Consider the following 14,300-nt stretch of genomic DNA (forward strand, 5'->3'; position numbering starts at 1 on the left):
CTCTCCATCTTTTCATATCGTCAAACTGCTCAACGGTTATTTTCGATAAAAGCAGCAATTTCTTCCCCCACCTGCGGCAAGGGAAGAAATTAAACATCTTGTCTAGTAAGCGGCGTTATTTGCCAAACCACTTCATGGGGTTTTGTGCAACACCATTTACACGAATTTCGAAATGCAGGTGGGGGCCGCTGGAATCTCCCGTGCTGCCCACATAGCCAATAACCTGCCCTTTTTTCACCACATCACCAGTATTCACAACAATTTTGCTCGCATGCCCATAACGGGTGGAATATCCGCCGCCGTGGTCTATGTACGCGCAAAGACCGTAGCCGCCGCCCCAACCGCTGTGGTTGGCAAGAATGACCTTGCCGCTGTCGGCTGCAACAATTGCTTTCCCGTAAATACCAGAACCCGCAATATCAATTCCCTTATGGTTACGGCCGTCACCCCAATACGAAGTGAGCTTAGTATACCCAGGAACCGGCCATGTAAACTGGCCTTTACTCACATAACCGCCGCTGGCCTGATTATTGTTGTTATTATTCTTAATACTGGCGTAGTAATCTTTATACCATTGGTCAACTTCGGCATCCACTTTCTTGCGTTCCGCCGCCAATCGGTTATTCTCGGAATTGGTGGTAACCACATTAGCAGAAATCTCGGTTAATATACGTGAGCTTTCGGATAAGAGACCCGACAGCTCCGTGTTTTTACTGTCCAGCTCTTTTCTGGCCTGAGCGGCACTCTCGCGATTCTCTTCAATCTGCTGTTTTTGTGTTTTAATCGCCGCCATATCCGTTTTCAGTGTGTCAATTACCTGCTTATCGTGCTGTGAAATGGAACGCACGAGCTCAGTTTTATCTAAGAAATCGGTAGCATCCCGCGCACCTAAAATCAGTTCCAGCTGAGAGGATTCCCCCAGCAGGTAGATCGCGCGAACGCGCTGCTTGAGCTGCTCTACGTTGGCATCAATGCTACTTTGCTTTTCTTTAATCTTCGATTCTTTATCCTTTATATCAGCATTCAAAGCCCTTATTTGTTCACCCAACGTGTCAATTTGGCTTTGCACTGTTTGCACCTGAGTGTCCAGTGCGTTTTTGTACTCCTGCTGCTTTGCCCGGTCCGCCTTTAGCTGACGAAGCTTGGCGGCAGTCGCCTCTTGCTGCTTTTTCAGGCTATTTTGCTTATCCTGCAATTGTTTGATGGATGAGCTGGCCTGCACCCCGTACGGTACACTTGAAAAAACGAGAGTGACCGCTAAAACGAGTGCCACAATGGAACGCTTGCCTTTACCAGCCAATGGAACTGCCTCCCTTCAAATATTTACCGATTGATATACCCCCGCCCAGTGCACCAAAAAAGGCACCTGCAGCAATGAATAACAATATAATCTGCCCCATTACACTCCCCAGCGGAAGAGGCTGGAAGAAAGGAACAATTCCCGTAATGGTTTTCAGGGTTTTATCATAAATAAGCGCGAGCAACCCACTCGCCAAAAGACCGGATAACAGACCGATTAAAATACCTTCTACCACAAACGGAACGCGAACAAAGCTATTCGTTGCACCTACCGATTTCATCACGCTTATTTCGCGCCGGCGCGAGAACATGGTAATGCGAATGGTATTTGAAAGAATAAAAATAGAAACCAGGCTAAGAATCAATATAATCCAAGAGCCTGCCGTTGTTACCAGGTGGTCAAGGCTTGTCAGCTTTGCAGCTACATCCGAATAATCGCGAACCTTATAAACACCCTCCAGCGAGCTGATTTTACCTGCTGTCTCTTTGTAATGAGCAAGGTCTTTCATCTTTACCTTGAACACATCATTGAGGGGGTTGTCATCCCCCAACAGGGTGGTAAACACGCTGCCGTCGTCCCCCATTGATTTCATCAGCGCTTCAAGCGCCTCACCTTTAGGAACAAACTCACAGCTTTCTACATTTTCCAGTTTTTTAATCTCTTCCCCTACTTGTACCGATTTCAGGGTAGGGAGGTCGTTTGCCATATATACGGTAATGGAGTTATCGCTTTCCAGCGACTGCATTGCCATATTCAAGTTCATAGAAAAGAGTGTGGCGGCGCCCGTCATCAATAAGCATGCCACCAATACACCAATGGAGGCGAAGGCCATCATTCGGTTTACCCAAATGTTTTTTACACCTTCTTTGAGTAAATATTTGATACTGCTAATTCTCATCGGGTACCTCCAAAGCAAGATTGCAGCTGTCGGCCACAACCAGCCCGTCGTTAATCTCCACCACTCGGCGGCGGAAATGCTTAACTAGCCGGTGTTCATGTGTGACCATCAGTACGGTAGTGCCCCTGCGGTTAATCTCACTTAAAAGGCCAACAATTTCAAACGAAAGCGCGGGGTCTATGTTACCGGTAGGCTCGTCCGCAATAATCATGCTGGGGTTGTTTACCAGCGCGCGTGCAAGCCCCACCCTCTGCTGCTCTCCGCCGGAGAGCTCCTTCGGGCGGCAATTCGATTTTTCTTGCAAACCAACCAAATTCAATATGTAAGGGACTCGCTTCTTTATTTCTCTTTGCGATGCACCAACAACGTGCATTGCAAATGCCACATTATCAAACACCGTCATTTTATCAATCAAGCGAAAATCCTGAAACACCAATCCCATCGTTCGGCGAACATAGGGAATGTCTCTGCGCTTTACCGTAGAAAGCTTTCGCCCATTTACAATAATCTCACCGCTATTCGGCGATTCCTCACAGGTAATCAGCTTTAAAAAGGTACTTTTACCGGCTCCGGAAGAACCAACGATAAAAACAAATTCCCCTTTTTCTACTTTTAAATTCACGCCTCGGAGCGCTTCTGTACCGTTCCCGTAGGTTTTGCAAACATCTATAAATTCTATCAATGTCATCGCTCCAAAAAAATAAATTTCCCCGCTTTTACTGTCTGCGCATACACCAAAGCACACGAAAAATCGACAGTATTTCTCCCTAAAAACCAACACCCACTGGTATGTTTACATAATACCAATGGGCGAAAGATTTATAGTTCTTAAAAAGAATAAATTTGTAATTTTTCTGTAACGTATTTATTCTTTACTATCAAAATTTAACTGGGTTCGAGGAGAGATATTTCTTAACCATTAATGCTACTTTAAATACGATGGCATCCTCGAACTCACGCAAATCCAACCCGGTAATCTTTTTGATTTTTTCCAAACGATACACGAGCGTATTGCGGTGAACAAATAGTTTACGTGAGGTTTCCGAAACGTTCAGGTTATTTTCAAAGAAACGCTGAATGGTAAACAGAGTTTCATGGTCGAGCGATTCAATGGAACCGCGCTTGAATACCTCTTTCAGGAACATTTCGCAAAGAGTTGTGGGAAGCTGATAAATTAGGCGGGCAATACCCAGGTTGTCGTAGCTGACAATGGATTTCTCCGTGTCGAACACCTTGCCAACCTCAAGAGCAACCTGCGCTTCTTTAAAAGAACGTGCCAAATCTTTAATACCAACCACAATGGTACCAATACCAACCACGCAGTGGGTATAGAACTCACTCGAGAGCGTATCCACAATGGAGCTGGCAAGCTTATCCAAATCCTTTGGCTCAATGCCGGTACGAATTTCTTTAATCAATGCAATATCGGTTTCATTGATATTGATGATGAAATCCTTGTTTTTATCGGGGAACAAATTCTGAATCACATCATAAGCAGAAATGTCTGATTTGTTCGAAATCTTAATGAGCATACAAACACGGCTTACGTCCGAGTTAAAATGCAGCTCACGGGCTTTGAGGTAAATGTCTCCCGGCAGAATATTATCGAGAATTACATTCTTAATAAAATTGCTGCGGTCGTATTTCTCATCGTAGTATTGCTTTATGCTGCTCAGCGATATGGAAAGCAGGTTAACATATTTCATCGCTTCGCTGTCGCTGCCCGAAACGAATACAGCGTATTCGGGACGGGGACGGCTGCCAAAAGACTTGTAGGTATAGCCTCCTACCACAAAGGGATTGGGCGAAGCAATGGTGTCCGGAGTAATGCTTTCGTTCACTTCACCGATCCGACCCAGCTCGCTGCAGGCAATAATAACCGAGGTCTCGTCAATGACGCCGATTGTTCTGTCAATCGCGTCGCGCATTTGGTGAATAACTCCCTGAAACAGTCTATTTGACATGATGCTCCCTCACTTTATCAGTTTTCCAGATGAACTGGATAATACAAGTAAAATTAAATTGGTATTGTCCAATATATTTTACACAAATTTTCACTAAATTTCAAGCTTGGAACCGATTATTTGTTAAAAAACTTTCTGCTAAGGAATTGAATAGCGTTTTAAAGTGAAAAATGGCACGCTTGTATGACAAACGTACCATTTTATCATTCATTTTTCCTCACGAATTATACTTTGGTAAGCCTCCGGGTCGGTATCCCCTTCCGTGCTAAACAGCAAAACAGAAGCGTTTTCATCCAGACCCATTTGCAGCCGCTGTTCCCGCATTTCCGGTGAAAGGCATAAATGCACCAACAATCCTAAACCCACCGCACCGGATTCGCCTGAGATAATTGCTTCATCCCCTTGAGCAGGATGTGCCAGTGTCCGCATGCCAAGCTCAGTAACCCAGTCTGGGCATGCGGCATAGCAGGACGCCACATCACGCAAAATAGGCCAAGTAAGTGGGTTTGGCTCTCCACAGTTCAGCCCCGCCATGATAGTTTCGGGATTCCCACCAATCGCTACGGGTGCACCTGCTTTTGCCGATTCAAACACACATGCAACGGTATCCGGTTCCACAACAACCGCATAGGGAGGATTTTTTATCAATTTTTGCTCCAAATAGGCCAGAACCCCACCTGCCATAGACCCCACACCTGCTTGAAGAAACACATGAGTAGGAGCTTCGTTCCCGGCAGTCTTCATCTGCTCCAACGTCTCTGCCGCCATGGTAGTATACCCCAAAGCTATATTGCGGGGTATTTTTGCATACTCTGCAGTACCGGTATCCTGTACCAAGGTTTGGCCATTTTTACTTGCCCAGCTTGCCGCAAGTCGCACCGCATCGTCGTAATTGAGCTCGGTCACTTCAACCGGTGTATCATTGATGCTGCGAATCGCCTGCACGCGGCTCTCTTTTGAGCCTTTTGGCATGTACACCCTCGCTTTACAGCCAAACAAAGCGGATGCCCACGCCACACTTTTGCCGTGGTTGCCATCCGTTGCAGTAACAAATATGCGCTCACGAGCTTTCTCCTTGGCCTCTGGAGCTGTTAACACAGCGTAATCTGGTGCACCAGAAAAACCGGCGTCTTCCCATAAAATCTTAGCAATCGCATAGGAGGCACCCAGCCCTTTAAACGCATTCAGGCCAAACCGCTTGGATTCATCTTTAATAAAGATGTTCCCAAGCCCTAGCTTTTGTGCTAAGTGAGGCAATGAAACGAGTGGTGTTTCTTTATACTGAGGTATGGAGCGGTGAAACGCATGTACAAAAGACAATTCCTCATCCGTAAAATACCTAAAATCTTCATGGTGCACGGGAGCACCTGCCAACAGAGCCACTTCTCGAGCCATAAAAACTCTCCCCTCAACTCAAATCTTTACAAAAAAAGCCGTGCGTAAAAAACGCATGGCTTTTTCTTTTTCCATAGAGGTGCTTAAACTCAAACGGAAAAACTATGTTAAATTGAGTATATCAGCTTACTCCCGCAAATGCAAGGGGGGCGCTTACTCCGCCTTAGCGGGCTGCTGCTCTTCAATTAAACGGCCACCTAACCGGTGCAAAGCAGCACAGCCTGCACCGCCAACAATATTGCCAAGTGAAATTACCACCAAGCTCAACAGGCCTTTTCCAAGTGCGCCTGCCATCCAAAAATAAAACATATCGGCAACGCAGTGCTCAAATCCGCAAAGAATAAAGACCATTACGCTAAAGACGATTCCTAAATACTTTGCAACCGGGTGCGGATTCTCACGGTAGCCATCCACCGCTACATACATAAGCAGGCCGCAGAAGATGCCAAGGATGAAAAGGCTCAAAAGATTGTCACCCAGCTTAATTTCAGCCAGATGCAATGCTTTTTCATGCAGCTTTCCGGCCTGGCGTGTAGCAGACATTGCCACGCTCAATAAAAAGGTTCCCAACAGGTTGCCGAGCCAAATTACAAGCAGCCAAAACACTTTTTTCGGGTCGCGGTACGAAATGTATGCCAGCTTACCGGTAAACAAGTTCCAGCGGAACACGCAAATCGTCATTAATCCAACAGAAAACAGGAAGGAGCCAATAACCGGATTTTCTTGCAGCATGTAAATCACACAGCCTATGCCAATGCTGATTCCCGCCAGAATGGCCAGTACGAACGTTCCCGCCCAAGTTCTAATTCTATCCATTATAAATCCTCTTTTCCCCAGCGGGCCGCACCCGCAACATTAGTTACTAACACCCGCCTATTTTAGCACAGATGCTTTTTCAATCCAACGTCAGCGCGTCTTATATTCGTCTACGCTTCTCTGAATAGCAAGAAACGCAAATCTATAGCTTTTCGGCACAAAAGTGCGACTCTTCCCCACTTACTTTCTAATATCCCATTCATAGTGTAATTGTGTTGATTTTTTTAAAATTAAAAATAGAAAACATATCCACTTATTTATCATTGATTTTCAAAATAACAGATATAAAAAACAAGAAATAACAATGGTGTTTTTGAAAAATATAGCATTTTGAATCTAATTTACAGTCTTTTGTTATAAATTTCCCCAGTTTTTAAGACGATATAAAAGACTCCACTGCCCGAATTAGCAACAAACCAGTCTCTGCTACTCGTGTAAAACGTAGTTAACACTTACTTTTTTTGCAAAGCCGGTATCTTAAATATAAGATGATAAAAAAAGAGGTATGCGGTAAACACCGCATACCTCTCATTACATTCAATTATTTCACTTCTCCGCCTTCGACCACAAGGCTTTCGGGCTTAACGGCATCGCCGTACACAGGTTTTAAGGTCTCTTCAAAGTCCTTATGGAAGAAATTCTCTTTGCCCAGTTCCTTAATCTCATTGTTGAGCCAATCGAGCAGGTCTTTGTTACCCTTCTGTACAGCAGGAGCAATGGTATCTACATTGCCAAGGCTTTCGATTCCTACTTTAAAGCCGGGATTCTTGAGTGCCCAAGCCAAAACCTCTGTATTATCGGTCGAGAAAGCATCGCCGCGACCATCCAAAAGGGCATTGTAGGTTTCGGTATACTGGTCAAACTTCACCAGGTTAATTTCCGGGTGGTTTGCTGTAAAATACGTTTCAGCGGTTGTGCCCTTTGCTACAATCAGCTTCTTACCGGCAAGCTGCTTTGCATCGGTAATCAGGTTCTTCTCGGGGCTTACAACACCCAGAGAGACTTTCATGTAGGGCAGTGCAAAATCAACAGTTTCGGCACGCTCTTTTGTTACGGTAAAGTTTGCTAGCACAATGTCAACCTTACCGGTTTTTGCATATTCCACGCGGCTGGCAGGCTCTAACGACACATACTCCGGCTTTACACCTAAGTCCTTTGCAATTCGTTCCGCAAAGTAAACATCGTAGCCTTGGTATTTGCCGTTGGCATCTACGTAGCCAAAGGGGTTTTTGTCGCTGAATACGCCAATAATGACCTTACCGCTTTTCTTAATCTCTTCTACGGAGCGAGCCGTGCCGGTACCCTGTGCAGGAGTAGATGCCTCTGCGCCGGAGGACGCCGCTTTATTGGAGGAGCAGCCCGCGAGCACCCCAACGGACAATGTAAGAGCAAGAGCAAAAGATAATGCTTTCCATCTGTTTTTCATCAATAATTCCCTCTTTCTAAGCTAATTTACTTTTTGCTAAGTCATTTTTCGAACGTAAAAATATTTAAAAATCTTTGTAGTCGTTCTGTTTCCGGTTTTGTAAAGAATTCTTCCGGTTCACCAGATTCCACAATTTCACCGCGATCCATAAAAACCACTCGGTCCGCTATCGCTCTGGCAAACTGCATTTCGTGTGTTACAATCACCATGGTCATCCCACCCTTGGCAAGCTCGAGCATAACGTCGAGAACCTCGCGTACCATTTCAGGGTCAAGTGCTGCCGTTACTTCATCAAACAGCATAATTTCCGGCTGCATCATCAGTGCGCGCACAATCGCAACCCTCTGCTTTTGGCCACCCGAGAGCTGGCGGGGAAAGGAGCTCTTCTTTTCCAGAAGTCCCACACGCTCCAGCATGCTTTCCGCCATTTTTTCGGCTTCCTCCCGCTTGCGCCCCTGCACCTTAAGGGGGCCAAGGAGTACGTTTTCCATTACCGTCATGTGGGGAAACAGCTCATAGCTTTGAAACACCATTCCAATTTTCTGGCGAATCTGGCTCCAATCGGCGGAACCATCCGTCAGTACCTGCCCGCTGAGCACAATTTCTCCGGACTGGATGGGCTCCAGCCCGTTGATACATCGCAGCAAGGTGCTTTTCCCGCAGCCGGAGGGGCCAATCACCACAACTACCTCACCACGGTTTACGGTAAGAGAAACATCCCGCAATACATCTGCAGAGCCATAATCTTTTTTCAGCTGGCGTATTTCCAGCAGAGTTTCTGTTTTACCCATCTATGTTCTACTCCTTCCAGAGCCTTATTTATTCAAAACATTCAAGTGCTTCTTTCTCTGTCCCGTCACAAAAAAGCGGGACTATGAAAGAATTATTCCTGCCACTTTTTCTCTAGTCTTCCCGCCAAACGAGAGATGGGGAAGCAAACAATAAAATAGAGGAAGAAAATCGCGCCGTAAATCCACAAAGCTGCGCTGGGCGCCGTGTAACGGTTTGCCTCAATAATCTGCTGGCCAACCTTGAGCACCTCTACCACACCAATCAATACGATGAGAGAGGTCGTTTTCACCATACGCGTTGCCAAATTGATGGCAAGTGGTAATAACCGGCGGAACGTTTGCGGAATAATGATATAGCGGTAAATCTGCACACCGGTCAGGCCGATCGCCCGCCCGCTTTCGTATTGATGCTTTGGTATAGAGATGAGCGCACCACGCACCAAATCTCCCATTTCGGCAGTGCCCCAAAATACAAATACAATAATAGCAGATATTTCACCCGAAAGATGAATTCCAAAGGTTTTGGCAACGCCAAAGTACACGAGGAACAACAGCACCAACTGCGGCATAATTCGAACCGTTTCCAAATAAATGCGAGAAAGTGCTTTTGTTATCGGGTTTTTGAGCGTCATCACCATGCCGAGTAAAACGCCCAACACCATCGAAATGGCAACGGAGAGCATTGCAATGCGCACTGTGACCCAAAGGCCCTCCAGTAGGCGCACCATATTGCGCCCGTCTAGCAGTATACTAATTCCCAAATCCGGCATAGCGCAGCCTCCTTTCCAAAAGCGAAGAGGCTATCGAAATCGGCAGCAGGATAATGAGATACGAGGTTACCAGCAAGAACAGTGCTTCATCCGTTTTATAGTATAGGCCGATTAAATCCTTCGCAACGTACATTAGGTCTGCCAGAGCCACCACGCTGAATACCGATGTCTCCTTAATTAAAAAGATAACGTTGGCACACAATGCTGGCACGGAAACAGAAAGTGCCTGCGGCAAAACTACATAGCGAATAATTTGTGAATGTCGCAGCCCAATGCTGAGCCCTGCCTCGAGCTGACTCTTTTCCACTGATTCAAGCCCACTGCGGAATGCTTCTGCCATATAGCTGCCACCCAAAAAAGCCAGGCCTAGAACGGCACAGCTCTCAGAACTGATGACAACACCAAGCTTCGGCAGCCCAAAATACAGAAAAAACAGTTGAACCAACAGCGGCGTATTGCGAGAAAGCTCAATATACACGCCCACAATTCGGCGCATTACGGGTACTTTATAGTATTGAATCAGGCTGCAAAACAGCCCGACAAAAAATGAAAACAAAACGCCCCACAGCGCAATTCGCAGTGTAAGCAGTGCCGCCGTTTGGTACATTGGCACGTTTTGTTGTATAAATTCAAAATCCAAAATCCAGTTCCTTCCTCATATGTGATCTCAGATAGATAAATCATTATTATAAAATACTTTTTCTATGATACGGCGTTCGCAAAAAAGAGTTCCACCTATATCGTAGTAATCATATATGAATTTGTGTTTACATATTACTACATCTGTTCCACCGTGTCAACTATCTGATTTATATTTTTGAAAAGCTGCAAAAATCGCACGAAAGTTGCCCAAATTCGGGAGCGGCAAGTGCTTTTCTTTCGTGCAGCAATACAGTTTTAATCTATTTACAGCTCAAACACCATTGGGGTATAGTGAGACTCCACCTTTTGGAAGCCAAGGTATTCGTATAATTTTTCCCCTTGCTTGGTCGCGTCTAGCTCTACATGGCATAAGCCTCTCTTGCGAGCATCCTCCAACGCCATATTCACAAGCTTTGCGCCCAAACCCAGCTTACGGTACTCAGGGCGAACGTAAACGTTCATCAGAGTGCCTACCTTTCCATTTAAAAACGCCGGGCTTGCCGGTTTATCCGTCATCAGCATGAATACGGTACCCGCCAGGCGACCGTTTTCTTCCGCAACATAAGCAGCCAGAGTATCCCCCAAAATTCGCTGAAAACAGCTGGGTAGCTGTTCTCGAATTGCCGCTTCCTGTTCTTTTGTCAGAGTTCCCCAATCCGCTTTGAGGTATTCCACGCGCATCTCGGTTAGTTCTGCGCAATCGGCGTATTCACCGTTTCGGAATCTCATTTTGTATTCCCCTTTCCTCTTCTGCATCCGCAATAAAAGTGGTACGATTGTGCACTGTTTCTTTTACCGTTTCTGGCTTTATCCCATTCATAAAGACCAGTATATCATAGAATCTGGTTGAAAAAAAGTTTTTAAGAAAAGTACATTTCTATAAATGGAATCGTTCTCCTGCATCGCTCTGTTAGCAAGGCTTTCTTCCGATTATAATCGCAATTTACTTATTCCATTCAATCTCTTTTGCTCTTCCAAATGGCTTTAAAGAGTATAACCTATACGTATAAATATGACAAAAAAAGAAGCCCCTGAACAACAGGCGCTTCTTTTGGTTTATTGTATTACTTATTTATCCGAATGCTTTACTTCATATTCCACGCCGCCAACTACCACTTTCTCAATGGTGGCAGGGTTTATTATACGGGAGAATTGTCCGCTAAGCACAAGCTCCCCATTGGGATTGCGCTCCCCTTGGAATTTACCTACGAGAGGCATATCTTTGGGGTCATCGGTCAAAACCGCTCCGCCACCGCCGCCAACGGTACGGTCACTGGCGGCAAAGCTCATCTCGATTTCTTCCGTTTTCCCGTTTGAGAGCTTTAGCAACATACTAGTTGGGGGTAAGCCACCCTGCGGATTCTTCTCATGACAAATGAGCAGTAGACCCATAGGCGATATTTGCAGCTGTTTGAGCTCTGTATTCTGCACCTGCATGTTTTCCGGGAAATAAACAACGGCATTCCCAAGCTGATTTTCCAAAGAGACGGAAAGTGAAATGGGGGCTACCTGTCTATTTAAGGAAAGTGAGACGTCGGCAGCCGTAAAGTGCTGCTTGCTTACAAGGTCTAAGGCATAGTAGGTCTTACCCGGTACGGTAAATTCCTCCAGAACATGCCAGCCGTTGGAGCGAATGCCGGTATTTGAGGTTACGGTAAATAAGTCTTTGTCATCTGGTTGATTGCCAGTTACAGAAACAACCATATTCGTGACAAAGCCATCGGTTACCATAGCTTCCACCGCCATACTGCGCCCGTTGTCGGTGGCCTTTATTCGCGGCGTCACAATTTCATTTTGAACGGAGGTGGCACTGCTGCCAAAAATGCCTTTCATATAATCCAGCCCGCCCAATGCAACCGTGGCAAACACAGTAACGCTTAACAGGCTTGCAATTACAGCAGCAAGCACGAATCGACTCGAAACTTTTTTCACGCTTTTCTCCTCTTTTCCATACAAGTGTTCCTTGCGCTTTTGAAGCGCAAGAGATTTGATGCGGTCATAGGAGGGGGAAACAGAAGAATCGCCCTGTGGCTCTACCGGCAATATCATGTCTTCGGGTATCTGTGAAGCCATATTCGAGATTATCCAGAACTCTTCTCTCTCGTCCTTTCTATTCACAGTCATATCCCCTTTCCTGTAAAATTACCTTTAATCTGGAACGGGAGCGGTGCAGCTTTGTTTTAGTGGTACTGGCGTTTAATTGGAGCTGTTCAGCAATTGTCTTCAACGGTTCTCCAAAATAATAGAAGCGGATAAAAATTTCTCTTTCCGGTTCACCAAAGCACTCCACAGCCGTTTTTATAATCTCCTCTTGCTCCCGCCGAATCGCTAGTTCATCCAATTGTTCTTGGAACACAACCGGAAGAATATCGTCATCGTAAGAAAGAAATTCATTACCAGATTTTCTGAGCATGTCGATGCTGGTACTTCGCGTCACCTGCGCGATAAACGCTTTCAGGCTTTTTACACGGATTTGATCGCGCTTCAACCATATTTTGAAGAAAACATCTGCGGCTACCTCTTCTATATCGGCATCCGTGAGGGCTCCCCGGGAGATTCCGCTGATGATTGCCGTTACATAACGAGAGTAACGGTCAATTAACGCAGAATACCAAAGCTCCTCGTCATCATTGAGCATAGCCATCATAGTTGTATCATTCAAAATATCCCTCCTTAAGGCACTTTCCGGAAAGCACCTAACAATACGGAAGAAGTTACCATATGGTTTCACGTTTTCCAATTATCATTTATTTTTTTATAATTTACATAAAAGTATGGAATGACTTTTAAACGGCGGAGGCTATTTTCATGCAAACCTGCTCCCAAAACGCAGAAAGCGCACTCCATGAAAAGGAAGCGCGCCCGAAAGTCCTATTTCTTATATAATAAGAGCATTCCCATACTATTTTCATTCTCTAACTTGTTTTGGAAAAGTAAGGGCGAACAAACCACCCATCACAAAATACACCGCGCAATAACCAGTGCCAAAAAGAATGGGTAGCAGAACAATTATGCCAAACCTCTTCAATAAAACAAATACCACATAAACCAAGAGAATGGCAGCAATGAATGGTTTTGATTTACGCGCAAGCCACGGAATTCCACGAAACGGAAACAAAGAGCATAGAAGCGTCACCATAAAAGCGGCCACAAAAAAGTAGAACGCTGGAACTGCTATAAACTCATACAGAAAATCGAGAGCTGTACCAATAGACCGATAATAGAAAACCGTTGTGTAATAATAAACATAGAGTAAGCTTAAGATGCTAAAAAGAGCGAAAATCGATTCTGGACGAACTGCATTTTTTCTCATGGGACTTCCTCCTTACTTCGATTCATCTTCACAACAAGGAGTATCTATGTTCTTTTCTAATATATATTATAGCAGATGATAAGCAAAAATCAAAAGAACTTACTTTCCCTTATTTAGGGCATTTGCACATAGCTCCCCAGCAAATTTATATAGGGTATCCGCAATCACTTGTTCGGGTTTTAGCCCTCCTGCATGTTCTCCAATCTTCTTGTAGAACGTATACAGATAATCTTCCATCCTAATAGTAACCTTTTTCACACAGCTTGTCCTCTCTTTCTATGTATACTCTTATCAAGAGTATACTCAATATATTGGTCATAGTCAATCTATTGAGGCGTGCTATGCTAAATTGGGTGATAAAAATGATAAGCTATGAACCGTTTTATAAAACACTCATTGAGAAAAATATAACTGAGTATTATCTAATTTATAAGCAAGGAATATCCGCCAACATTTTGCACCGGATGAAGCACGGCAAAAATATTACACTAAAAACGCTAGACACCCTGTGCTTTATATTAGATTGCGATGTGTCAGATATTATCGAGTACAAAAAAGATATGTGAAGTAACTAGAATTTCGCTCAGTTTTATTAACTGCATTCTCAATTTGAATCGGTCGCTCCTGATTTTGGGGCAAAAATAACCGACCGAGCTAACAAGCGGCTCGATCTGTTGTAGAATGGACGGCACAATCATGAGCAGTCAAAAGATAAAGCAAGATGATGAGATTCCCATCGGCAAAAACATTCAAGAGATACGGCTGAAAAAGAAAATTGGGCAAACCGAACTCATCCGCCGGCTTCAGCTTGCAGATGTAGAAATGACGAGAGAATCCCTAGTAAAAATCGAACGAGGAATTCAACATATTTACGCAACACAGCTGCGAGCCATTCGAGATGCACTCGAAACCTCTTACGATGAACTGCTCAAATAAAAAGTTTTAGAATAAAATAATAAAAGACCGTCGATATAAATCGACGGTC

General features: G+C 44.7%; 16 protein-coding genes. 2 read left to right on the forward strand and 14 right to left on the reverse strand.

All coding sequences use genetic code 11. The features are described from left to right. Positions 1-115: 115 nt before the first annotated feature. From CAN90_RS04585 to CAN90_RS04650, 14 genes are all read right to left on the reverse strand, one after another. On the reverse strand, positions 116-1,300 hold the full coding sequence (locus tag CAN90_RS04585) for a murein hydrolase activator EnvC family protein (RefSeq protein ID WP_085832652.1): 1,185 nt from the start codon (positions 1,298-1,300) through the stop codon (positions 116-118). Beyond that, on the reverse strand, positions 1,290-2,198 hold the full coding sequence (gene ftsX, locus CAN90_RS04590; protein WP_085832653.1) for a permease-like cell division protein FtsX: 909 nt from the start codon (positions 2,196-2,198) through the stop codon (positions 1,290-1,292). Before ftsX ends, CAN90_RS04585 begins: the two co-directional genes overlap by 11 nt. Then, positions 2,188-2,880, reverse strand: coding sequence for a cell division ATP-binding protein FtsE (gene ftsE / locus CAN90_RS04595; RefSeq protein ID WP_085832829.1), 693 nt, complete (start codon positions 2,878-2,880; stop codon positions 2,188-2,190). The genes ftsX and ftsE overlap by 11 nt, the downstream gene beginning before the upstream one ends. Positions 2,881-3,076: 196 nt before the next feature. Next, complete coding sequence (locus CAN90_RS04600) at positions 3,077-4,162, reverse strand: PucR family transcriptional regulator (RefSeq protein ID WP_027103879.1); 1,086 nt, start codon at positions 4,160-4,162, stop codon at positions 3,077-3,079. 207 nt (positions 4,163-4,369) lie between these two features. After that, positions 4,370-5,557, reverse strand: a complete 1,188-nt coding sequence (locus tag CAN90_RS04605) for a diaminopropionate ammonia-lyase (protein WP_085832654.1) — start codon at positions 5,555-5,557, stop codon at positions 4,370-4,372. Positions 5,558-5,710: 153 nt separating this feature from the next. Further along, a complete protein-coding gene (locus tag CAN90_RS04610) occupies positions 5,711-6,373 on the reverse strand; it encodes a formate/nitrite transporter family protein (protein WP_085832655.1) in 663 nt (220 codons plus the stop codon). Between the two features lie 541 nt (positions 6,374-6,914). Further along, on the reverse strand, positions 6,915-7,799 hold the full coding sequence (locus CAN90_RS04615; RefSeq protein ID WP_085832656.1) for a cysteine ABC transporter substrate-binding protein: 885 nt from the start codon (positions 7,797-7,799) through the stop codon (positions 6,915-6,917). Positions 7,800-7,840: 41 nt separating this feature from the next. Next, positions 7,841-8,590, reverse strand: coding sequence for an amino acid ABC transporter ATP-binding protein (locus CAN90_RS04620; RefSeq protein ID WP_085832657.1), 750 nt, complete (start codon positions 8,588-8,590; stop codon positions 7,841-7,843). 92 nt (positions 8,591-8,682) lie between these two features. Beyond that, positions 8,683-9,360: an amino acid ABC transporter permease gene (locus tag CAN90_RS04625; protein ID WP_085832658.1), complete on the reverse strand. Its 678-nt coding sequence runs from the start codon at positions 9,358-9,360 to the stop codon at positions 8,683-8,685. Next, the gene (locus tag CAN90_RS04630; RefSeq protein ID WP_085832659.1) at positions 9,341-10,000 is read right to left on the reverse strand and encodes an amino acid ABC transporter permease; all 660 of its coding nucleotides are present in this window, start codon (positions 9,998-10,000) and stop codon (positions 9,341-9,343) included. Before CAN90_RS04630 ends, CAN90_RS04625 begins: the two co-directional genes overlap by 20 nt. 266 nt (positions 10,001-10,266) lie before the next feature. After that, on the reverse strand, positions 10,267-10,731 hold the full coding sequence (locus CAN90_RS04635) for a GNAT family N-acetyltransferase (RefSeq protein WP_085832660.1): 465 nt from the start codon (positions 10,729-10,731) through the stop codon (positions 10,267-10,269). Positions 10,732-11,070: 339 nt separating this feature from the next. Then, positions 11,071-12,126 carry a hypothetical protein gene (locus CAN90_RS04640; protein WP_085832661.1) on the reverse strand — a complete coding sequence of 352 codons (1,056 nt, stop codon included), beginning with the start codon at positions 12,124-12,126 and terminating at the stop codon, positions 11,071-11,073. Next, complete coding sequence (locus CAN90_RS04645) at positions 12,113-12,664, reverse strand: RNA polymerase sigma factor (protein ID WP_085832662.1); 552 nt, start codon at positions 12,662-12,664, stop codon at positions 12,113-12,115. Before CAN90_RS04645 ends, CAN90_RS04640 begins: the two co-directional genes overlap by 14 nt. A gap of 246 nt (positions 12,665-12,910) precedes the next feature. Next, positions 12,911-13,315 (reverse strand): hypothetical protein, encoded by a 405-nt coding sequence (locus tag CAN90_RS04650; RefSeq protein ID WP_085832663.1) that lies wholly within the window; start codon positions 13,313-13,315, stop codon positions 12,911-12,913. Positions 13,316-13,677: 362 nt separating this feature from the next. Between CAN90_RS04650 and CAN90_RS04655 the strand changes: the two genes are divergently transcribed. Beyond that, complete coding sequence (locus CAN90_RS04655; RefSeq protein ID WP_085832830.1) at positions 13,678-13,881, forward strand: helix-turn-helix domain-containing protein; 204 nt, start codon at positions 13,678-13,680, stop codon at positions 13,879-13,881. A gap of 130 nt (positions 13,882-14,011) precedes the next feature. Beyond that, the gene (locus CAN90_RS04660; RefSeq protein ID WP_085832664.1) at positions 14,012-14,251 is read left to right on the forward strand and encodes a helix-turn-helix domain-containing protein; all 240 of its coding nucleotides are present in this window, start codon (positions 14,012-14,014) and stop codon (positions 14,249-14,251) included. Positions 14,252-14,300: the final 49 nt, after the last annotated feature.

The sequence above is a fragment of the Clostridium merdae genome, from assembly GCF_900176635.1.
In the GTDB taxonomy this organism is placed as follows: Bacteria; Bacillota; Clostridia; order Oscillospirales; family Acutalibacteraceae; genus Faecalispora; species Faecalispora merdae.

Coding starts and splice junctions, on each gene's coding strand:
- CAN90_RS04650 (WP_085832663.1), bottom strand. CDS start 13,315: ATGAGAAAAAATGCAGTTCGTCCAGAATCGATTTTCGCTCTTTTTAGC.
- CAN90_RS04660 (WP_085832664.1), top strand. CDS start 14,012: ATGAGCAGTCAAAAGATAAAGCAAGATGATGAGATTCCCATCGGCAAA.
- CAN90_RS04605 (WP_085832654.1), bottom strand. CDS start 5,557: ATGGCTCGAGAAGTGGCTCTGTTGGCAGGTGCTCCCGTGCACCATGAA.
- CAN90_RS04625 (WP_085832658.1), bottom strand. CDS start 9,360: ATGCCGGATTTGGGAATTAGTATACTGCTAGACGGGCGCAATATGGTG.
- CAN90_RS04620 (WP_085832657.1), bottom strand. CDS start 8,590: ATGGGTAAAACAGAAACTCTGCTGGAAATACGCCAGCTGAAAAAAGAT.
- CAN90_RS04615 (WP_085832656.1), bottom strand. CDS start 7,799: ATGAAAAACAGATGGAAAGCATTATCTTTTGCTCTTGCTCTTACATTG.
- CAN90_RS04610 (WP_085832655.1), bottom strand. CDS start 6,373: ATGGATAGAATTAGAACTTGGGCGGGAACGTTCGTACTGGCCATTCTG.
- CAN90_RS04655 (WP_085832830.1), top strand. CDS start 13,678: ATGATAAGCTATGAACCGTTTTATAAAACACTCATTGAGAAAAATATA.
- CAN90_RS04600 (WP_027103879.1), bottom strand. CDS start 4,162: ATGTCAAATAGACTGTTTCAGGGAGTTATTCACCAAATGCGCGACGCG.
- CAN90_RS04635 (WP_085832660.1), bottom strand. CDS start 10,731: ATGAGATTCCGAAACGGTGAATACGCCGATTGCGCAGAACTAACCGAG.
- CAN90_RS04640 (WP_085832661.1), bottom strand. CDS start 12,126: ATGACTGTGAATAGAAAGGACGAGAGAGAAGAGTTCTGGATAATCTCG.
- ftsX (WP_085832653.1), bottom strand. CDS start 2,198: ATGAGAATTAGCAGTATCAAATATTTACTCAAAGAAGGTGTAAAAAAC.